At 71.0% G+C, this 20,178-nt stretch carries 15 protein-coding genes; 11 read left to right on the forward strand and 4 right to left on the reverse strand.

All coding sequences use genetic code 11. From position 1 onward, the window contains the following. The first annotated feature begins 146 nt into the window (after positions 1-146). The 3 genes from ACWC09_RS17205 (at position 147) to ACWC09_RS17215 (ending at position 2,828) form a co-directional block, all read left to right on the forward strand. On the forward strand, positions 147-974 hold the full coding sequence (locus ACWC09_RS17205) for a glycerophosphodiester phosphodiesterase (protein WP_450851353.1): 828 nt from the start codon (positions 147-149) through the stop codon (positions 972-974). A gap of 147 nt (positions 975-1,121) precedes the next feature. Continuing rightward, on the forward strand, positions 1,122-1,769 hold the full coding sequence (locus ACWC09_RS17210; protein WP_450851354.1) for an ATP-binding protein: 648 nt from the start codon (positions 1,122-1,124) through the stop codon (positions 1,767-1,769). 93 nt (positions 1,770-1,862) lie between these two features. Next, positions 1,863-2,828, forward strand: a complete 966-nt coding sequence (locus ACWC09_RS17215) for a DUF5926 family protein (protein ID WP_450851355.1) — start codon at positions 1,863-1,865, stop codon at positions 2,826-2,828. A 244-nt stretch (positions 2,829-3,072) separates the two neighbouring features. Here ACWC09_RS17215 and ACWC09_RS17220 read toward each other — a convergent pair whose 3' ends face one another. Further along, entirely contained in the window at positions 3,073-3,621 is a 549-nt protein-coding gene (locus tag ACWC09_RS17220; RefSeq protein ID WP_450851356.1) for a hypothetical protein, read from the reverse strand. Positions 3,622-3,749: 128 nt separating this feature from the next. Next, a complete protein-coding gene (locus tag ACWC09_RS17225; protein WP_450851357.1) occupies positions 3,750-4,415 on the reverse strand; it encodes a bifunctional DNA primase/polymerase in 666 nt (221 codons plus the stop codon). A 496-nt stretch (positions 4,416-4,911) separates the two neighbouring features. Here ACWC09_RS17225 and ACWC09_RS17230 point away from each other — a divergent pair, with 496 nt between their 5' ends. The 4 genes from ACWC09_RS17230 (at position 4,912) to ACWC09_RS17245 (ending at position 9,778) form a co-directional block, all read left to right on the forward strand. Then, the gene (locus ACWC09_RS17230) at positions 4,912-6,423 is read left to right on the forward strand and encodes a PP2C family protein-serine/threonine phosphatase (protein WP_450851358.1); all 1,512 of its coding nucleotides are present in this window, start codon (positions 4,912-4,914) and stop codon (positions 6,421-6,423) included. Positions 6,424-6,544: 121 nt separating this feature from the next. Then, on the forward strand, positions 6,545-8,026 hold the full coding sequence (locus tag ACWC09_RS17235) for an aminopeptidase P family protein (protein WP_450851359.1): 1,482 nt from the start codon (positions 6,545-6,547) through the stop codon (positions 8,024-8,026). Positions 8,027-8,179: 153 nt separating this feature from the next. Next, positions 8,180-9,547: a MocR-like pyridoxine biosynthesis transcription factor PdxR gene (pdxR, locus tag ACWC09_RS17240; protein WP_450851360.1), complete on the forward strand. Its 1,368-nt coding sequence runs from the start codon at positions 8,180-8,182 to the stop codon at positions 9,545-9,547. Positions 9,548-9,556: 9 nt separating this feature from the next. Further along, a complete protein-coding gene (locus tag ACWC09_RS17245; protein WP_450851361.1) occupies positions 9,557-9,778 on the forward strand; it encodes a hypothetical protein in 222 nt (73 codons plus the stop codon). A 100-nt stretch (positions 9,779-9,878) separates the two neighbouring features. Here the strand turns inward: ACWC09_RS17245 and ACWC09_RS17250 are convergent, their stop codons facing one another. Both ACWC09_RS17250 and ACWC09_RS17255 read right to left on the reverse strand, forming a co-directional pair. After that, positions 9,879-10,715, reverse strand: coding sequence for a triphosphoribosyl-dephospho-CoA synthase (locus ACWC09_RS17250; protein ID WP_450851362.1), 837 nt, complete (start codon positions 10,713-10,715; stop codon positions 9,879-9,881). A 9-nt stretch (positions 10,716-10,724) separates the two neighbouring features. After that, a complete protein-coding gene (locus ACWC09_RS17255; RefSeq protein ID WP_450851363.1) occupies positions 10,725-11,663 on the reverse strand; it encodes an intradiol ring-cleavage dioxygenase in 939 nt (312 codons plus the stop codon). A gap of 427 nt (positions 11,664-12,090) precedes the next feature. Between ACWC09_RS17255 and fxsA the strand changes: the two genes are divergently transcribed. The 4 genes from fxsA to fxsT all read left to right on the forward strand — a co-directional run bounded on the left by fxsA (position 12,091) and on the right by fxsT (position 20,149). After that, a complete protein-coding gene (gene fxsA, locus ACWC09_RS17260) occupies positions 12,091-12,288 on the forward strand; it encodes an FxSxx-COOH cyclophane-containing RiPP peptide (protein WP_450851364.1) in 198 nt (65 codons plus the stop codon). 37 nt (positions 12,289-12,325) lie between these two features. Further along, positions 12,326-14,728: an FxsB family cyclophane-forming radical SAM/SPASM peptide maturase gene (locus ACWC09_RS17265; protein WP_450851365.1), complete on the forward strand. Its 2,403-nt coding sequence runs from the start codon at positions 12,326-12,328 to the stop codon at positions 14,726-14,728. A 114-nt stretch (positions 14,729-14,842) separates the two neighbouring features. Beyond that, the gene (locus tag ACWC09_RS17270; RefSeq protein ID WP_450851366.1) at positions 14,843-16,096 is read left to right on the forward strand and encodes a TIR-like protein FxsC; all 1,254 of its coding nucleotides are present in this window, start codon (positions 14,843-14,845) and stop codon (positions 16,094-16,096) included. An 87-nt stretch (positions 16,097-16,183) separates the two neighbouring features. Then, positions 16,184-20,149, forward strand: coding sequence for an FxSxx-COOH system tetratricopeptide repeat protein (fxsT, locus tag ACWC09_RS17275; RefSeq protein WP_450851367.1), 3,966 nt, complete (start codon positions 16,184-16,186; stop codon positions 20,147-20,149). Positions 20,150-20,178: the final 29 nt, after the last annotated feature.

Below are 20,178 nucleotides of genomic sequence, written 5' to 3' on the forward strand. Positions count from 1 at the left end.
CAGCTTTTCCCATGGGCCGTCAGGGCACCATAAGCGGTGCCTGTGGGTGTGCGGGCATTCCTTATATAGGGCATGTCACGCAAAAGGGGTGCAATCTCTGCTCCCTCGACCGCACGACTACCCCTTCTCGGTGGCACCATGACGCGGTGACCCACGCACGGCAGCACACGATCCAAGTCGTCGCCCACCGAGGAGCCTCCGAAGAGGCCCCGGAGCACACCCTGGCCGCGTACACGAAGGCGATCGAGGACGGTGCGGACGCCCTCGAGTGCGATGTACGCCTGACCGCGGACGGCCACCTCGTCTGCGTCCACGACCGACGCGTCAACCGTACGTCCAACGGCCGCGGCGCGGTCTCGGCGCTGGAGCTCGCCGAGCTCGCCACCCTGGACTTCGGTTCCCGCAAGACGCGCGAGCTCTTCCGGACACGCGACGAGGAGCCGGACTGGGAGTACCTCCCCGAGGGTCCGGAGCACACCTCCGTACTCACCCTGGAGCGACTGCTGGAGCTCGTCGCGGACGCGGGACGGCGGGTGGAACTGGCCATCGAGACCAAGCATCCGACGCGCTGGGCGGGGCAGGTGGAGGAGCGGCTGCTGGTGCTGCTGAAGCGGTTCGGGCTGGACGCCCCCACGTCCGCCGGCGATTCTCCCGTGCGGGTGATGAGCTTCTCCGCCCGCTCGCTCCATCGCGTGCGTGCCGCGTCGCCGACACTGCCGACGGTCTACCTGCTGCAGTTCCTCTCGCCGCGGCTGCGCGACGGACGGCTGCCGGCGGGTGTCCGGATCGCGGGCCCGTCGATCCGGATCCTGCGCAACCACCCTGCGTACATCGAGCGGCTCAAGCAGGCCGGCCACCAGGTGCACGTGTGGACCGTGAACGAACCGGAGGACGTGGATCTCTGCGTCGACCTGGGGGTGGACGCCATCATCACCAACCGCCCGCGCGCGGTGCTGCGCCGACTGGGCCGCTGACAGGTGTGCCACTGGTAAAGACCTGTGAAGAACTCTTGACCCTTCGACCCCATAGGCACCATTCTCCCTTTCCGGACACCGTCGAATTCAAGCCACTCGACTACAGGGAGTGCTCCGGCGCGTTCGGTCCGTGTTCGATCGTTGCGAATGCGTCACCGCACACGGATTGGCCGGTTTCCGGTACAGGCCAATGGGGCATCCACACCGTGGCGTGGGGCAAAGGAGGTCTCGGGGGTGGCGTTGGTGGTGGCACAGGAGGTGCCCACGTCGTCGAGCATGGCCGTACCCCATGGCCCTGCGGGCGTGGGGAAGGCGAGACACCGTATGCGCGAGCAGTTGCGCAGCGGCGGTGTGTCGGAAGCGGTCATCGACGATGCCGTACTCATTCTTTCCGAACTCTTGAGCAATGCGTGCAAGCACGGCCGGCCGCTGGGCGACGCCCTCGCCGGTGACGGTGACGTCCGGGCCGCGTGGCGCGTGGACCGCGGCGGCCGGCTCACGGTGGAGGTCACGGACGGCGGCGGTCCCACCCGGCCTGCTCCGGCGACCCCCTCGGTCACCGCGCACGGCGGACGCGGGCTGAACATCATCACCGCGCTGGCCGACGACTGGGGTGTACGGGACGACGCGCGCGGCGAGGTGACCGTGTGGGTCGTGGTCCACGAGGACGTTCATGATCCGGATGCGGGGCGCCGTCGGGACGACTTCGCTACGCGCGTCACGGCGTCGACGGTCTCCCGGATTCCGGCGATGCCGCGCATGGACTTCGGGGACGCTTTCGACAACCTGGACTAGGCCCGCGGTGGGTTGTCCACAGGGTCCCGTCGCTCATGGCACGAACGGCTAGGCTCCCGCCGTACGAGACGAGCCGTAACCGGGAGACCCACGATGGCCAAGAAGCGCCCCCAGACCAAGGCCAAGCAACCCCAGATCACCGACGGAGAGGTCCCGGTCGTCGGCGCGCGTGAGCCCTGCCCCTGTGGCAGTGGGCGACGCTACAAGGCCTGCCACGGGCGGGCCGCCGCGCAGGCGGCCACCGAGCTGGTGCACCGGCCCTTCGAGGGGCTCGCCGGCGAGTGCGACTGGGTGGCGCTGCGCGAGCTGGTGCCGGCGGCCACCGTCGAGCTGACCCTGAAGAGCGGCCTCCCGGAGGGCGTCCCGTCGGTCACGCTCGCGACCGTGCTGCCGATGGCCTGGCCGGCCCTGCGCCGCGACGACGGCTCGGTGCTCCTGGGCCTGCAGAACGACACGGCGTCCGGCGACATCAGCCGCGACCTCGCCGACACCCTCCAGCGCGCGCTGACCGCCGAGCCGGGCACGCCGGTCGAGGGCCGACGAGCCCCGGGGGACGGGCCCCGGCTGCAGGATCTGCTGGATCCCGAAGGCGCGTTCGAGCCAGTTGTGCACGAGGGCTTCGAGTTCTGGGTACCGGACGCGGAGAACGCGACGCCTGAGGTGGCCGCCTCCCTGGAGCGGGCGAACGCCGCGGCGATCCCGACCGTGAAGCTGACGGGCGTGGACGCGGCGTACTGGTGCGAGACCCCGGACAAGAACCACCTGCGCTGGGTCATGCCGCACGCGGAGGAGCAGCTTCTGGACGCCCTCGCGCGACTGCACGCGGCGGGCGGGTCCAACCTGGGTGACGGCACCCGCCTCGTGGGTTCCTTCCGCGCTCACGGGCTCACCGTGCCGGTCTGGGACCTGCCGAGGGGAGTCACCGCCGAGGACATCGAGAAGCCGGCCGCCGAGTTCGCCGAGCGCCTCGCCGGCGCCCTCGCCTCGGACGCGCCGCTGACCGCCGACGAGCGCCGCGCGCGCGGAGGCCTCACCAACCGGCAGGTCACGCTCAGTTGACAGACCGTGACGAGACCCGGTGCGGCTGACCGGTCGGTCAGCCGCATCCGGCCGTTCGGAATCGGCCGGTCGGCTCACAAGTCCCGCTTGATTCAAGAGAATCCGTGACTTGAAACCCCAGATCGAATTTGCGAACAGCCGATCTCTTGTTACCGTTCCAGTAGCCCGGTTGCTGGTGCATCCCCCGTCGCCAGCAACCGGGTCTTTTCATGCCCGCGGTTCCTTTACGGGGCGCGTCCCTCTGTCAACTCCCGGGCGTCACCTCGGAGTTGCTCCCCGAGCGCAGCAGCAACGGCCCGCTCGCCGCCTTCGCCGCGAACTCCGAGACCGCCGTGTAGGCGTCGAGCCCGCCCCGACTGCGCTCACGGGGTGTCTCGCACATCCCCGGCTCGTCCTCGGCACCCACGGCGCAGTTCATCTGCACGGTGCGCCCCGCGGGCCCCATGAGGCTCAGTACGGAGTCCAGGGCGTCGCCGGTCATGTTGCGGTAGTAGGTGCGTGCCCAGGTGTCCTCGCCCTGGGTGAGCACACAGGTCTGCGCCTCGACGCCGTCGGGGGAGGTGAGTTCGGGGCCGCAGCGGGCGGCGGTGGCCAGACCCAGGCCGAGCAGCAGCGGAGAGCCGCTGGGTGCGGCGGAGGGTTCCTTCGCGTCGCCGGACGACGGGGAGGAACGTACGGCCTCGCGCGCGGGGGCCCGTACGACGGCACTGCCCTTGTCGCCCGCCGGTCCCGCGGACGCCACGGCCAGCGGCAGCGCGACCGCGCACGCCACGACGCCCGCGAGGGCGAGCAAACGAATCTTTCGGGGGTCTGGCCCGCCGCGGGGCGGCTGTGAGGTGCAGTGCCCCCCAGAATTACGCAGCATGAAGCGGAAGATAACGACCACGCGCGTGCGTGCCGCCCCGCGCGCGCCCGACACCCCTACAACTCGGGCGCGCTCACACCCGTACGAGTGAGGGCCTCTACGGCGGCGTCGGCCACGGGCTCGACGTCGGGGACCCAGGGAGAGGCGGAGCCGGGAAGCGGAGCGCGCTCCCAGCGGATCTCGCCCTCGCCGGTCTCCGACGGGGGCAGGGCCAGGTAGCCGCCCTCGCCGTGGAAGCGGAGGGAGCCGGGGACGAAGTCCTTGGCGTACAGGAGCTCGCCCAACTGCTCCATGGAGTACGGCTTCACGAGGATCGCCCAGCGGCTGGGCGAGGCGATCACCGGCCCGACCCGCATGCCCATGCGGTCGAGGGCGGTCAGGGCGTGCGCGGCGGCGAGGGCCGGCAGGCTGACCGCGCAGGGCGCGTTGCCGCCGGTGGCCAGCACGATCGGCGCGGCGGGTCGGTTGGTCCACCACCAGCGCACCATGCGCTCGTCGGTGGTGGCCGCGAGCAGGCCGGGGTCGAAGGGATGCGCGCCGGGCACCGTGCACTCCGGGTCGGGGCAGCCGCAGCGGGAACGTCCCTGCGGGTCCGCCGCCACACCCGGGAGCACGGGCCACTGCCATTCCGTCGCGTAGGTCAGGGCCGCGCTGATCAACTCAGGCCTTCCGTCGCTGCGCTGGGACAGGAGCCTGCGTCGCCTTCCGAGGATCTCGCGCATGAGCGCTCGTTCCTTTCCGTTGCACCGCTGGCAACACCGTGGGGGCCACATCACAACATGTGTCGATCACTTCACTGTGCGTACCTGTTGGCGCATCACACCCCTGCTGGAGGCAAGGGGAACCCCTATGGGCCGAACATTGGCTGCTTCCGTGGCAGCCTCGCCACCCATACTGCGTCTATCAAAAGCATGGGCGTGGCGTGGGGTGGCGAAGTCTGGCGTTTGCCGTCTCGCGTATTTCGCTTCGCCTCCGCCACGGGAGGATGGGGCTCGGTCGTCGGTGGCTAAGACGCCCGGGTCGGTCACCAGGTTCCGGGTGGCTGTCAACCACCCCTGGCCTTCTCCGAGTACGTACCCATCACGACCGGTGTGACGCTCTGTGGAGCAAGGCCAGTCGACCGCAATACCCCGTTACCCGAGGCAGTTTTAGGCCAACTTTGCTTTTAGGTCCGGCTTGCACTGCTTGCCCATGGACACCAGGAATCCCTGCAGGACAATGCTGGACATCCCCTCACGAGTGCGTGTACATGTGGAGACACTGCTAGCGGCGCAGAATGACATGGGGGTTTGCGATGCTTTTGAGCAATACGCACCGGTCGGAAAGCCGGACACCATGAACGCCCCTCACCCTCCGAAAGTGGCTGGAATCGATTCAACGGTTCCCTCGCCCGCACACACTGTCGCGCCCGCGCCCGCCACCTCGGCCACCTCACCGGTCCCCCCGCCGAACGCTCCGGGGGCGCTCCTCCAGGACCGTCTCGCCGGCTGGGTCTCGGACCTGACGACCCTCCACGAACTCACAGAACGCCTGACCCGCACGGACGCACTCCAGGACGCACTGACCGAACTCCTGCGCGCCGGAGCCGCCCTGGTGGGCGCCCGGCGCGGTCTCGTCGTACTGGAACCGGGCGACGGCCTCGGACCGGACACCACGATCGGCCTGGGCCTCGCCCGGGCAGATCTCGGGCACATCGAGACCGTGCCGCGCAGCGCGATGTCCTACGGCCGCATCCTCGACGGACTCCCGGGCGCCGACGGCGGGATCGCCCAGCCCGACCTGCTCGCCGAGGACGGCCTCGACCCGCGCCACCGCGAGGTGGCCGCCCGCCTCGGCTACGCCGCCTGCTACGCCCTCCCCCTGTCCGTCGAGGGCGGGGGCCGTATCGGCGCCGCCGTCTGGCTGTACGACGAGCCCGCCGAGCCGGACGAGCGCCGGCGCCACCTCGTCGGCCTGTACGCGCGCTACGCCGGCGAGCACCTGGCCCGGCTGGTCGAGGTCGAGCGCACGCGCGCGTGCATGGCGACGATGGCCGAGGAGTTGCTTCCGTCCCGGCTCCCCCGCGTCGCCGGAGTCCAGCTCGCCGCCCGCCATCGCACCGGCCCGCGCGGGGGCGGCGACTGGTACGACGCGCTGCCCCTGCCGGACGCGGCCCTCGGCCTCGCGGTCGGCTCGGTGACCGGTTCCGGCCCGAGCGCGGTCGCCGCGATGGGCCGGCTGAGGGCGTCTCTGCGCGCGTACGCCGTGATGGAGGGCGAGGACCCGGTGGCGGTCCTGTCCGACCTGGAACTGCTCCTGCGCCTGACCGAACCCGCCCGCTCCGCCACCGCCCTGTTCGCCTACTGCGAACCCGCGCTGCGCAAGATCACCCTGGCCGGCGCCGGCCACTGCCCGCCGCTCCTTGTCGGCGAGCGGCGCACCGAGTTCGTGGAGACCTCCGTCTCCGCGCCGCTCGGCATGCTCGCCTGCTGGGAGGCGCCCAGTGTGGAGTTCCAGGTGGAGCCCGGCGAGACGGCCCTGCTCTACACCGACGGCCTGCTGCACCGCACCGGCGACCCGACGGACCGCGCCTTCGCCCGCCTGCACGCGGCCGCCGCCGGCGTCCCCAAGGCGCTGCGGGGCGACCCGGACGCGATCGCCGACCATGTGCTGCGGACGATGCTGCCGGACGGGCGGGACGCGGCGGACAGCGCGGAGGACGTCGTACTCCTGGCAGCGCGTTTCGAGTGAGGTGGGGCGCGTGTTCGCGTGTGCGCGCCGCTGCCGTCGGTAACAGGTCTTCCGGCCCTGGGCCCCCTTCCGTACGACCGTACGATGGAGGGGGTCCAGTGCCGTATCGAGGAGGATGACCGTGGCCGACGAGCTCACACCGGCCGAGTCCAATGCTGCTACCGCGGCGGGCCCGGAGGAGACGGAAGAGCCGATCAAGCAGCGCAAGAACGGCCTGTACCCGGGCGTGTCCGACGAGCTGGCCGACAGCATGAAGTCCGGCTGGGCCGACACGGAGCTGCACGACCTGCAGCCGATCGCCCAGGCCGCCGAGACCGCGGCGCGCCGTGCCGCGCTCTCCGCGCGCTTCCCGGGCGAGCGCCTGGTGATCCCCGCGGGTCATCTCAAGACCCGCTCGAACGACACCGACTACCCCTTCCGGGCTTCGGTCGAGTACGCGTACCTGACCGGCAACCAGACCGAGGACGGCGTCCTGGTCCTGGAGCCGACCGCGGACGGCCACAAGGAGACGATCTACCTCCTGCCGCGCTCCGACCGCGAGAACGGCGAGTTCTGGCTCTCCGGCCAGGGCGAGCTGTGGGTCGGCCGCCGGCACTCGCTCACCGAGGCGCAGAAGCTGTACGGCATCCCCGCGTCCGACGTGCGCGAACTGGCCGACGCGCTGCGCGAGGCGACCGGTCCGGTGCGGGTCGTGCGCGGGCACGACGCCGGGATCGAGGCGGCCCTGACGGACAAGGTCACCGCCGAGCGGGACGAGGAGCTGCGGGTCTTCCTCTCCGAGGCGCGGCTGCTGAAGGACGAGTTCGAGATCGGCGAGCTGCAGAAGGCCGTCGACTCGACGGTGCGCGGCTTCGAGGACGTCGTGAAGGTCCTCGACAAGGCCGAGGCGACCTCCGAGCGCTACATCGAGGGGACGTTCTTCCTTCGCGCACGCGTGGAGGGCAACGACGTCGGCTACGGCACGATCGCCGCGGCCGGACCGCACGCGTGCACACTGCACTGGGTGCGCAACGACGGACCCGTGCGCTCCGGTGACCTGCTCCTGCTGGACGCGGGCGTCGAGACGCACACGTACTACACCGCCGACGTCACGCGCACGCTGCCGATCAACGGGCGGTTCAGCGAGGTCCAGAAGCGGGTCTACGACGCCGTCTACGACGCCCAGGAGGCCGGTATCGCGGCCGTGCAGCCCGGCGGCAAGTACCGGGACTTCCACGACGCGGCGCAGCGCGTGCTGACCGAGCGGCTGGTCGAGTGGGGGCTGGTCGAGGGGCCGGTCGAGCGCGTGCTGGAGCTGGGGCTGCAGCGGCGGTGGACCCTGCACGGGACCGGGCACATGCTCGGGATGGACGTGCACGACTGCGCTGCCGCGCGAGTGGAGTCCTATGTCGACGGCACGTTGGAGCCGGGAATGGTTCTGACCGTGGAGCCGGGGCTGTACTTCCAGGCCGACGACTTGACCGTCCCGGAGGAGTACCGGGGGATCGGCGTCCGGATCGAGGACGACATCCTGGTGACGGCCGAGGGGAACCGGAATCTCAGCGCCGGGTTGCCCAGGCGGGCCGATGAGGTCGAGAGCTGGATGGCTTCGCTCAAGGGCTGAGGTCGGATGGATGGCCGGGTACGAGTTGGGTGCCCGGCCATTGGTGTGCCGCCTGCGGGTGGTCGTGGGCCGGTCGCGCCCGCGCGGCGGAGCCGCGAAATCGACACAGTCCCGCGCCCCTGTGGGGCGCGTTCCCATCAGGGGGGTTGATCAGTGGACGAGTTCTGGAGTGGCGTCGGAGTCGACCTGCATCTGGAGCCGGACGCCGGTGACGGGCGGCGGATCGGGCTCGAACGGGCCTTGCGGGATGCCGTGCGGGACGGGCGGTTGGCGCCCGGGGCCCGGCTTCCTGCGACCCGGCGACTCGCCGCCGAACTCGGTGTCTCGCGCGGGACCGCCAAGGCCGCCTACGACCAGCTCGTCGCCGAGGGGTATCTCACCGCTCGGCAGGGGTCCGGCACGCAGGTCGCTTCTCTGCCCTCCGTCGACGCCGAGGCGCCGGAGGCCGCCGCACACGCGCGTACCCCGCTTTTTGATCTGCGGCCCGGGAGCCCTGATGTGGGGGCGTTTCCGGCGGCCGCCTGGTTGCGGGCCCTGCGGCGGGCCATCGCCACGGCGCCGCTGATGGCGTACGACTACGGGGATCCGCGAGGGCGTATCGAGCTGAGGACCGCGCTCTCGGGGTATCTGGGGCGGGCGCGTGGTGTCATCGCGCCGCCCGAGCGGATCGTGATCACCTCCGGCTATGTGCAGGGGCTCGCGCTCCTCACGCGGGTGCTGGACGGCGGGGACATCGCGATGGAGGACCCCGGGCTGGCGTTCCACCGGGAGGTGGTGCGACGCAACGGGGGGCGGGTCGTTCCGGCGCCGGTGGACGAACGAGGCGTGCGCGCCGAGGAGTTGGGGGACTGCGAGGCCGCCGTCGTCACGCCCGCGCACCAGTACCCGACCGGCGTGACACTGCGTCCCGAGCGGCGACGGGCGTTGACGGACTGGGCACGCGCGCGTGGCGGGCTGATCGTCGAGGACGACTACGACGGGGAGTTCCGGTACGACCGGCAGCCCGTCGGGGCGTTGCAGGGCATGGCACCCGGGCAGGTCGTCTACCTGGGGACCGCCTCCAAGACGCTCGGGCCCGCCCTGCGGCTCGGCTGGATGGTGCTGCCTCCGCACCTGGTGGACGCGGTCGCCGACGCCAAGCTGCACAGCGACCACCACACCGAGTCCATCGGCCAGCTGGCGCTCGCCGAGCTCATCGACAGCCATGCGTACGACCGTCATGTGCGCGCGTGCCGCCTCCGATACCGCAGACGACGGGACCAGCTCCTCGATCGGCTCGGCGGTGGGCGGGAGGTGCGCGGGATAGCGGCCGGGCTGCACGCGCTCGTGGAGGTCGCCGACGAGGCGGAGGTGCTGGAGCGGGCCGAGGCGGAGGGGCTGGCGCTGGGACGGCTCGGCGATCACTGGCATGCGCCGGGTGAGGGACGGCCGCAGGGGCTGGTCGTGGGGTACGGGACGCCTCGGGAGCGGGTGTATCCGGAGGCGCTGGAGGTGCTCGGGAAGGTGCTCGACGGCGGCTGAATCGGAGCAGTGACAGGGGGGACCTCGCCGTGGGCGGCGGTGGGTGTCCTGGCGGTCGGTGCCGTGCTTCAGGTCGGCGCCGAGATGGGGCAGTCGGCGGGCGCCCGGCAGCTGTCGTTCGAGCTGGCACCGGGGGACCGGGTGGGCGAGTACCGGGGATACTTCGGGACCCGGGTGACCGTGGCCCGGACACTCGGCCCGCCGGTGCTGACCTCGCTGTTGGTGGGATGAGGGCCGCTGGGGTGGCTGGTGCTGGGCGGGGCGCCCGTCGGGGCGTCGCATGCGATGGGGCCGGCGGCGCGCAGGGCCGCCGGCCGGGTGGGCGAGGACGTCAGGCCGTCGCCGGTACGCGTGAGCTGACCGGCAGCGAGTCCAGGAACAGCGCTCCCGCCAACAGTCCCGCACTCCCCCGTGGGCTCCATGCGCGCGCGTGGAGATCGGCGTCGAGGGCGGACAGCGCCTCCCCGCCCGCCTCCGTCGCCGTACCCCCCGCCTCCAGCACCCCACGCGCCCCCGCCTGCACATGCCGCAGCCCCAACGGCCCTGCCGTGTACAGCAGTTCCGTGTCCTGGAGCGTCGACATCACGGTGAGCAGGGCGTCCAGCCGGGCCTGTGCCTCCGTGGCACCGGCCGAGCGGGCGGCGGCGAGGGCGTCGAACGCCCGCCGTACGTGCGGGAATCCGGCGCGGGCCTCGCCGCGGGCGCCGGCGGCGCCGTACTTCGCGGAGATCGAGGAGCCGCGGGAGGGGCGGCGCGGGGCGCCCTTGTCGTTGAAGGCGGCGAGCTTCTTGGCGGCGAAGGCCACGTCCTGGGACCCCGCACGGGGGTCCAGCGCGGCCGCCGCGACCAGGAAGCCGAGCACACACAGGGCACCACGGTGTCCGCCGCCGGCGAGGCCCACCGAGTGCTCGGTGGACCGGCCGATGGCACCCAGCTCCGCGCGCAGCTGCGGAGTGGGTTCACCGGTGCGGCGGGCGGCGGCGGCCATCGCCGCGAGGCCGGGCGCGAGCGCCTTGGCCGACCAGCGCAGGGAGTCGTGGTCCTTGCACAGGGCACGGGCGCCGAGGTCGCGCGGGTCGGGCAGGCCGGGCTTGGGGGCCAGGGCCAGCTGCCCGGTGAGCGCGGTCACGGCGGCCTGCGCCAGCGTCTCGTCCTCGCGGCTGCTCATCGCCGTACCTTACGAGGAGGCCGAGGCCGAAGGGGTGGCGCTGTCGCTCGGGGCGTCGCTCGGCGGCGTGCCCGTCGGTGCGTCGCTCGGCGGGGTGCCACCGCCGCCGCTGCCCGCGCCCGTGTTCTCCGCGTCCGGGTCGATGCCCAGGGCCAGGAAGCCCTTGTAGCCCTTGGACGGGTCCGTCTTGTGCACGGCCTTGAGGGTCAGCAGACCGCTGGAGGCACCGCCGCCGTCGTACACCATGTCGTCGGCGAGGACGGTGTAGCTGCCGGTGTGCTTGGCGTACGGGTCGAGGGTGAAGATCTCCTCGGCGATGTCGTCGTCGAAGAACAGCTGGCCGGTGTAGTTGACCTTGCCGCCCTCGTAGGTGCCGTCCTCCTTCTCGCCGCCCGTGTGCACCTTCACGTGGATGTGGCAGGTGCGCGGGGTGTACCAACCCGGGAAGATCGTCTCGAACTTGACGACCCCGTTGGCGTTGGCGATCTGGTAGCCACGCAGATAGGTCTGGTCGTTCGCGGAGTCGCCTTCCTCGCTCTCCGCGGGGGCCGAGCCGCCGGGGTTGGCGGTGGTGTAGCCGGAGTAGTAGCCCCAGGCGTCGCAGTGCCAGATCTCGACCGCGGCGCCCTTGACCGGCGTACAGCCGTCGGTGGCGTCGACGACGGTCAGACGCAGGGTCAGCGGGACGCCGGCCTTGCCCTCGGTGATGTCCTTCCGCACCAGGGCGCCGTCGAGGTAGTAGGGGCCCTCGGTGACGCTGCTCATCAGCGTCATGCACTCGCTGGTCGAACTCGCCGACGCGGTGGCGTCCGCGTCGGAGTCGGTGGTCGTGTCGGCGAACGCCGACTGGTAACCGGCCAGCGCGAGCCCGCCGGCCGCGACCGTACCGCCGCTCACCGCGATGGCGCGGCGGCGGGTGATGGAGGTGCTCCTGTGGTTTCCCGTCATGATCGGGAACGTAAGGACGGCAGCCGTCAGGGATGTGGGGCCGGGCTGGCAACGAGCTGTGAATGCTGAGGAACCTTAAAGCGAGCCCGTTCGAGTGAAGCTCCGGTCCTCAAACCCCGGCCGGAGGTAAAATCCAGGGAAAATCCAGTCGGCAGTGGAACTGGTCGGGTACCTCTTGGCCTCCCAGGTGCATACCCCCCGAGTCGCTTTCCGCCGCCCGCACCCCCTCAGGACCGAGAGGCTCGTATGGGATGTTCATGCATGTCAACTCCCGTGCGCCGGAGCGAAGTTGACCCCGACCTGGTGTCTCGCGATCCATTCCGGCCATGTGGTTTCATGGCTGCCGACAAACGTCTTGCCCCAGGCCGTCCCGAATCACGAGCGTGTTCGCCAAGCGGTGCGCTCCAGGTATCCGTAAGGTTCACCCATGAACACGTCCACCAACGCCTCGGCCGAAGAGCCGGGGAAGCCGTCGACCACCGGGCCCGAGCGGGTGCCGCTGGTACGGCTCGCCGCCCGGGCGGACGGCCTCAGGTCCGGCGCTCTGACCCGGGTGGTGTCGCACGGCGCACCGGAGCGCGGACCCGCACGCGTCTCCGTAGCGGCGTTCCAGTCGGCCGTCTGACCGCCGCCGACTCGGGCAAGAATCGAACAGTGGGCTCATGGATCCGTCACCGCACCCACTGAGCCAGTTCGTACTGAAGATGCACAGCCGCTGTGATCTGGCGTGCGATCACTGCTATGTGTTCGAACACGCGGACCAGAGCTGGCGAGGCCGCCCCAAGGTGATCTCCGGTGCGGTGCTGGACCTCACGGCCAAGCGCATCGCCGAGCACGCCCGCACCCATCGGCTCGACACCGTCCACGTCGTTCTGCACGGCGGGGAGCCCCTCCTCGCGGGCCCGGCGAAACTGCGTCGGGCGGCGGAGGGCTTACGCACCGCCCTCGCCGACATCTGCGCCCTCGACCTGCGCATCCACACCAATGGCGTCACGCTCGACGAAAAATTCTGCGAGCTGTTCGCGGAGCTCGACATCAAAGTCGGCATCTCGCTCGACGGCGACCGCGCCGCCAACGACCTGCACCGCCGCTACCGCAACGGCCGCAGCAGCCACGCCCAGGTCCTCCGCGCGATCGCCCTGCTCAACCAGGAGCGCTACCGGCACCTCTTCGCCGGTCTCCTGTGCACGATCGACCTGCGCAACGACCCCGGCACCGGGTACGACGCCCTGGCCGAACTCGCGCCGCCCCGCATCGACTTCCTGCTGCCGCACGCCACCTGGGACGAACCCCCACCGCGCCCGGCCGACCGCCCCTCCGGCACGGAGTACGGCGACTGGCTGCTGAGCGTCCACGACCGCTGGACCGCCGCGGGCAGACCCATGGACGTGCGGGTCCTCGACTCCGTACTGCGCACTCTGCGCGGGTCGGGCAGCCTCACCGAGTCCCTCGGGCTGGCCCCCGTGGAGCTGGCCGTCATCGAGACCGACGGCTCGCTCGAACAGGCCGACTCCCTGAAGACCGCCTACGACGGCGCGCCCGCCACCGGAATGAGCGTCGTCGCCAACTCGCTGGACGAGATGGCGGCACACCCCGGCATCGTGGCCCGGCAACAGGGCCTGGACGGGCTCTGCGACACCTGCCGTGCCTGTCCGGTCGTCCGTTCGTGCGGCGGGGGGCTTTACGCGCACCGCTACCGGACCGAAGGCCGCTCGGGCGGATTCATGAACCCGTCCGTGTTCTGCGCCGACCTGAAGCAGCTCATCACCGGGATCCGCGACCGGGAAGCCCCGAGGACGCCCATGCCACAGCCCCTCCTGGACGACGTGCACCTCGACGAACTCGCCTCCGGTTTCGGAGGCTCCGACGCCGTCGCGCTGCTGGCCCGGCACGAACTCACCGTCAACCGCGAACTCCTCGCCGCGGTCTGGCACGAGACCCCGCACAGCCCGGCCGGCACCGCCGCCTGGGACACGCTGACGGCCCTCGACGCCGAGGCGCCCGCGTCGGTGGACGCGGTGCTGGCCCACCCCTACCTGCGGCCCTGGGCGCAGCGGTCGTTGCGCGGCGACGAGGAGGCCGGCCGGATCGCGATGCGCGGGGTGGCGGAGCTCGCCGCCGCGACGCTGCTGCGGGCCGGCCGGGTGGGCGCGGTGACCGTCCCCACCGACTCAGGGATCCTGCGGCTGCCGACTCTGGGGACGCTGGCTGTGGGCGGGGCCGAGGAGGCGCACGTCATCGGGAGCGGCGACGACGGCTTCACCGTGCGGGTCGGGGGACACGAGCATGTCCTCGGCCCCAAGCACAGTGCGCAGCAGGCGTGGCAGGCCCGGCGTCGGTTCGAAATGCCCGGCTGGGCGGTCGCGTTGGAGGACACCGACCCTTGGCGGGACATCCACGGCCACCCCGTGGCGGCGCGGCTGTCCGATGCGGCGGCCGAGGAGTGGCGCAGCGGGCTCGCCGGCGCATGGGAGTGGATCCGGCGGGAACTGCCCGCCTACGCCCCCGGGCTCGCCGCGGGCCTGAGTGTCGTCACGCCCCTGCGGGAGAACTCCTCCGGCGCCGACGTCAGTTCGGCCGCCCGGGACGCCTTCGGTGCGGTCGCGATCGCCCGTCCCGGCACGCCGGAAACCCTTGCCTGTCTGCTGGTGCACGAGTTCCAGCACGTCAAGCTGGGCGCCGTACTCGACCTGACGGACCTCTACGATCCGTCCTGCGAGCGGCTGTTCTACGCGCCCTGGCGTCCCGATCCGCGCCCGCTGGAAGGGCTGCTCCAGGGGACGTACGCACACATCGCCGTCGTCGACCACTGGCGCGCGCGCCGGCGGACCGAGGACGGCGTCGAAGCGCGCGCCGCCGAGGTGCAGTTCGCCCGGTGGCGTGAGCAGACCGCGGAGGCCGTGGACACCCTGGCCGCTTCCAGGGCTCTGACAGAGCTCGGCGAGCGGTTCGTGACGGCCATGGGGGAGACCCTCGCGAGCAGGCTGACGGACCCCCTGAGCCCCGATGCCCTGGCCGAGGCCCGCAGAGCGGCGGCCGACCACCGGCGGAGCACGGCGTCCTGAGGGCGCCGTGGCCGCACCGGGCCTCGCCGCGGCCGGAGCATTCACCGCACCGTTCCCCGGATGAGCGGTGGTTCCTACACTGAAGCTCCGTCGGCGGCATATCGGGGGGTATTCGTGCGAGTGGACGCAGAGGACCCCAGGAACAGACGGCCGTACTTCTTCCTGAGCTACGCGCACACACCGCGGAACGACTCGGACGTCGCCGGCCCGAACGCCTGGGTGAAAAAGCTGTACGACGGCCTGTGCGCTCACATCCTGGAGATGACGTCATTGCCGATGGGAGCGAGTGCCGGATTTCTGGACCAGGGAATCGCACTGGGAACGCGGTGGACGGACGAGTTGTCGCAGAACCTGGCCCGATGCCAGGTGTTCGTTCCGCTCTATTCGCCGCGGTACTTCATCAGTGAACAGTGCGGGCGGGAGTGGTGGGCGTTCTCCCAACGGGAGATCTACCGCCGGGCACGGCGCGGGGATTCCCGGGAAAGCGCCATCGTCCCCGCGTTATGGGTGCCCGTGGAACTCGCCCAACTGCCGCAGGTGGCGAGGGATCTGCAGTTCCATCACGCGGACTTCGGGGAGGACTACGCGGCGGAGGGATTCTACGGACTGACCAAGCTCACCTATCTCCAGGACCAGTACGAACGCGCCGTCTACCGGCTGGCACAGCGGATCGTGCGGGCGAGCAGGGCCGTCGACCTGGAGGAGGGGCAGAACTACCGGGACTACGAGTCACTGCCCAGCGCGTTCGGCGAGGCCGCGCACCCTCCCGAGTTCCACGTCACGGTGATGGCCCGCTACCGCTCGGACCTGCCGCCGGGCCGGGTGCCCGACTACTACGGGGACACTCCGACCGAGTGGAACCCGTACTACCCGGTGTCGACCCGTCCGCTCGTGGAGCACGCCGTGGACCTCGTCAAGGCCATGAACTTCCGCGTCACCGTCAGCGACTTCGAGAACGAGGCCGACCGCCTCCTGGCCCCCGGCCCGCCCGCCGCGCCCGCCCTGCTGCTGCTCGACCGGTGGGCGCTGGACTCCCCCCACCTCACGGAGTTGATGGCCCAGCTGGCCGCCCAGCAGCGCCCCTGGATCAGCGTGATGATCCCCCAGCACAAGGACGACGCGATCCCTCCGGAGCGGGACCGGCAGTTGCAGGAGCTCACCGACCGGGTGCTCGCCTCGCGCCAGACCGCGGGCTCGGGGCACCGCTCCGCGGGCAGCGGCATCCGCACCCTGGAGACCTTCGCGGTCGAACTGCAGAAAGCCGTACGACAGGCCGTCAGCTACTACGAGGCCCACGCGCCGACCTATCCGCCGACGGGGCCGTCGGCGGATCCTCCGCGGCTGACCAGGCAGGGGTACTCCGTCTAGGCGAGAGCCCGGAGCACCTGCGGACCGCGACAGCACAGCACAGGGACGGCACGAGGGACGAGCAAGGCCGAGACAGCGGAGGGCTCCATGACCGAGGACCGCAAGGGCTCAGTGATCACCTTCTACTCCTACAAGGGTGGGACCGGCCGGACGATGGCACTCGCCAACGTGGCCTGGATCTTGGCAGCCAACGGATATCGCGTACTGGCCGTCGACTGGGACCTGGAGGCGCCGGGACTGCACCGCTTCTTCCACCCGTTCCTGAAACCCTCCTTACTGCGGGCCACCCCCGGCCTGATCAACCTGATCGACGAGTACCGCCGCGAGGCCCTGCGCGACCTTCCCGACCGCGAGCCCGACTGGCACCGCCGCTACGCCCGCGTCCGGCCGCACGCCATCTCCCTGGACTGGCCCTTCCCGAACCCCGGCAGCCTGGACTTCCTGTCGGCCGGGATGCGTCACCGCGACTACCCGATCGTCGGCAACATGGACTGGGACCTCTTCTACGGCAGCTACGGCGGCGGCCAGTTCTTCGACGCGATGCGCGCGGACATGGAGCGCTACTACGACTTCACGCTGATCGACAGCCGGACCGGCCACAGCGACCTCGCCGACATCTGCACCGTGCAGATGCCCAGCACCCTGGTGGTCTGCTACACCCTCAGCGACCAGAGCATCGAGGGCGCCGCCTCGGTCGCCCGGGACATCGAGGAGCGCTACGGCGACAAGGGGATCCGCATCCTCCCGGTCGCCATGCGCATCGACGACGGCGAGAAGGACAAGGTCGACGCGGGACGGGCCCTCGCCCGCGAGCGTTTCGACGGCCTGCCGAGCGGCCTGGCCCCCGATGAACTCACCGCCTACTGGGGGTCGGTGGAGATCCCCTACCGCCCCTACTACGCCTACGAGGAGATCCTCGCCCCCTTCGGCGACCCGCCCAAGGTCGCCAGCTCCATGCTGACCGCCTGCGAACGGCTGACCTCGGTCATCACCGCGGGCCGGGTGACCGGCCTGCCGACCATCAACGAGGTCAAGCGCAACCAGTACGTCTCGGCGTACACCCGGCGCCGTCCGCTGCCCCCCTCGAAACTGCTGCTGCAGTACGTCTCCGAGGACCGGATGTGGGTGGACTGGCTGGAAATGGTGCTGCGCGAGGCCCGGTTCGAGGTGGCCTCGCAGGATGTGCGGGCGATGACGACCCTGGAGGTCGGTGGCGAGGCCGTCTCCGGCGGCTCGCACCGGGTACTCGCCGTGGTCTCCCCCGCCTTCCTCAACTCCCGCACGGCCATGGCGGCCTGGGATGCCACCGTGCACTTCGGCGGTTCGCAGAAGCACCAACCGGTCGCTCTGCGGGTCGGGGACGTCCAGCAGATCCCGTACGCGAGCCGGGGCGCCACCATCGATCTGGCCCGGCTGGACGAGGAGACGGCGACAACCGGGCTGCTCACCGGTCTGGGCCGGCCCGGCTCGTCCCAGACGGCCGGTCGCCCGCACGGCGCACGGTTCCCGAACACCAGCACCAGTGTGTCCAACGTCCAGCCCCGCTACCCGTTCTTCACCGGCCGCTCGCCGATCCTGGAGCAGGTGCGCAGCCAGTTCGTGGCCGTCGCCGCCGGACAGCGACTGCCCCTGGTGCTGCACGGGCTGGGCGGCGTCGGCAAGACCCAGCTGGCACGCGAGTACGCCAACCGCTTCAAGGCCGACTACGACCTGGTGTGGTGGGTCGACGCCGAACAGCCCGACCTGGTCGCGCCCAAACTCGCCGACCTCGGCCGACGGCTCGACCCCGGGATCGGCGACGACGTGTCCGAGGCTGTGGAGGCCGCCCTCCGGGCGCTCAGGGCCGCCCGCCCGTACAAGCGCTGGCTGCTGGTCTTCGACAACGTCGAGGACCTGGACCAGGTGATCAACCGTTTCAGCGAGCAGACCGGCCCGATCCCGGACGAGGTCTACGGCCATCTCCTGGTCACCACCCGCACCAAGCCGACCTCGACCAAGGTGAGGCCGGTGCAGGTCGACGTCTTCACCCGGGAGGAGAGCGTCGAGCACCTGACCCGACGGGTGCCGGGACTGCGCGACGAGGACGCGGCCCTGGTCGCCGACGCGGTCGGCGACCTGCCCCTGGCGATCGAGGTCGCGGCGGGCTGGCTGGAGACAACCGCGACGCCCGTGGGCGAGTACATCGAGCAGCTGCGCGAGCAGAGCACCCAGGTGCTGTCGGTGCAGGCCGCCGTCGACGCCGTCGAGTACCCGTCCTCCGTGGGCGCCACCTGGAACATCTCCATCAACCGGCTGCGTCACGAGTCCCCCGCTGCGGCCCGGCTGCTGGAGCTGTGCAGTTTCCTGTCCGCCGAGCCGATCTCGATGACCCTCGTCAGCAGCGACCCCATGATCAAGGTGCTGCTGCCCTACGACAGGGACCTACGGTCGCGGTACATGTTCGGCAAAGTCACCCAGGCGCTGCACAAGTTCGCGCTGGCCAAGGTCGACTCCACCGACAACTCCATCCAGGTGCACCGGCTGGTCCAGGCCGCGGTGCGCGACAGCATGGACGCGGACACGGCCGAGGAGACCGTCCACGAGGTGCATCGCATCCTCGCCGCCGTACGGCCGCCCGAGGGCGCGGTGGACGACCCCGCCAAGTGGCCCGAGTTCGAGGTGATCTGGCCGCACCTGGTTCCCTCCAACATTCGCGAGTGCGCGGAGGAGGAACCCCGGCAGCTGATGGTGGACCGTATGCGCTATCTGTGGAAGCGCGGCGAACTGCATGTCGCCCGCACCCTGGGCACGCAGCTCAACGAGTTCTGGAGCACCGAGTTCCCGGACTCCAACGACGAACAGATCCTCAACCTCCGCTTCGAGCTGGCCAACATCCTGCGCTCCCAGGGCGAGTACCAGGCCGCCCGCGAGATGGACGAGAACACTCTGGAGGCACAGCGCCGCCTGCTCGGCGAGGGCCACCCCACGCTGCTCATCACTTCCGGCAGCGTGGCCGCCGACCTGCGCGCGCTGGGCCGCTTCAACGAGGCGCTGAAGCTGGACCAGCGGATCTACAGCGGATTCCGCGAGATCTTCGGCGAGGACCACGCCCGCACCCTCACCTCCGCCAACAACCTCGCCATCGACTACCGGCTCACCGGGGACAGCAGGGCCGCCCTGCGGCTCGACGAGGACACGGTGCGCCGCCGCACCGCGCTGCTCGGCCCGCTGCACCCGTACACCCTCACCACCCGCAGCCACTACGCCCGGGACCTCAGGGAACTCGGTGAGTACGACGACTCGGTGGAGATCCTGCGCGAGGTGCGGGAGTTCTTCGGACAGGTGCTCAACCCGTACGTCCCGGAGGTGCTGCGGGTCGACAAGAGCCTCGCCGTGTCCCTGCGCAGGGCCGGCCGGCACGAGGAGGCGCTGCAGCTGAGCGAGCAGACCTGGGAGACCCATGCCCGCTACCGCGACCGCTACGGTCGCTCCATCCCCGAGGAACTGGCCTGCGGGCTCAATCTCGCCGCCGACTACCTCGCCACCGACGCCGAGCAGGGCGCCCCTCGGGCCGTGCAGCGGGTCGAGGAGGTGCTGGAGGGCTACCGGAACTCGTTCGGTGCCGAACACCCCATCACGATGTTCTGCATCAACAACCTGGCCACCTACCACCGGGCCCTCGGTGACCTGCAGAAGGCCGTGGAAATGGCCGGGCAGGCCCGCATCGCCCTTGCCTCGGCCCTCGGCACGCTGCACCCGGCCACCCTCAGCGCGGGGACCAGCCTCGCCAACGCCCTGGGCGACCTGGGCCGTCACGAGGAGGCCGAGCACTGGGAGCGGCTGGCTGTGACGGGCCTGCGCAAGCGGCTCGGTGCCTCCCATCCCGACACCTTGAGCAGCGTGGCCAATCTCGCGATCATCCTTCGCGACCTGGGCCGCGACGAGGAGGCCACCCAGCTCCACCAGGAGGCGGAGACCGCACTGGTCCAACGCCTGGGCGACACGCACCCCCTGAGCGAGGCGGCCGTCGCGTGGCACCGGATCGACCGGGATCTGGAGCCGCAGCAGATCTGATCGGAGGGGGACGGGGCGGACGCGGGGGC

Source organism: Streptomyces sp. NPDC001617, assembly GCF_053596855.1.

What these genes read in the sequence shown, in the direction of transcription:
- ACWC09_RS17210 (WP_450851354.1), top strand. Translation starts at nt 1,122, where the DNA reads ATGCGTCACCGCACACGGATTGGCCGGTTTCCGGTACAGGCCAATGGG.
- ACWC09_RS17215 (WP_450851355.1), top strand. Translation starts at nt 1,863, where the DNA reads ATGGCCAAGAAGCGCCCCCAGACCAAGGCCAAGCAACCCCAGATCACC.
- ACWC09_RS17225 (WP_450851357.1), bottom strand. Translation starts at nt 4,415, where the DNA reads ATGCGCGAGATCCTCGGAAGGCGACGCAGGCTCCTGTCCCAGCGCAGC.
- ACWC09_RS17230 (WP_450851358.1), top strand. Translation starts at nt 4,912, where the DNA reads ATGCTGGACATCCCCTCACGAGTGCGTGTACATGTGGAGACACTGCTA.
- ACWC09_RS17250 (WP_450851362.1), bottom strand. Translation starts at nt 10,715, where the DNA reads ATGAGCAGCCGCGAGGACGAGACGCTGGCGCAGGCCGCCGTGACCGCG.
- ACWC09_RS17255 (WP_450851363.1), bottom strand. Translation starts at nt 11,663, where the DNA reads ATGACGGGAAACCACAGGAGCACCTCCATCACCCGCCGCCGCGCCATC.
- fxsA (WP_450851364.1), top strand. Translation starts at nt 12,091, where the DNA reads ATGAACACGTCCACCAACGCCTCGGCCGAAGAGCCGGGGAAGCCGTCG.
- ACWC09_RS17265 (WP_450851365.1), top strand. Translation starts at nt 12,326, where the DNA reads ATGGATCCGTCACCGCACCCACTGAGCCAGTTCGTACTGAAGATGCAC.
- fxsT (WP_450851367.1), top strand. Translation starts at nt 16,184, where the DNA reads ATGACCGAGGACCGCAAGGGCTCAGTGATCACCTTCTACTCCTACAAG.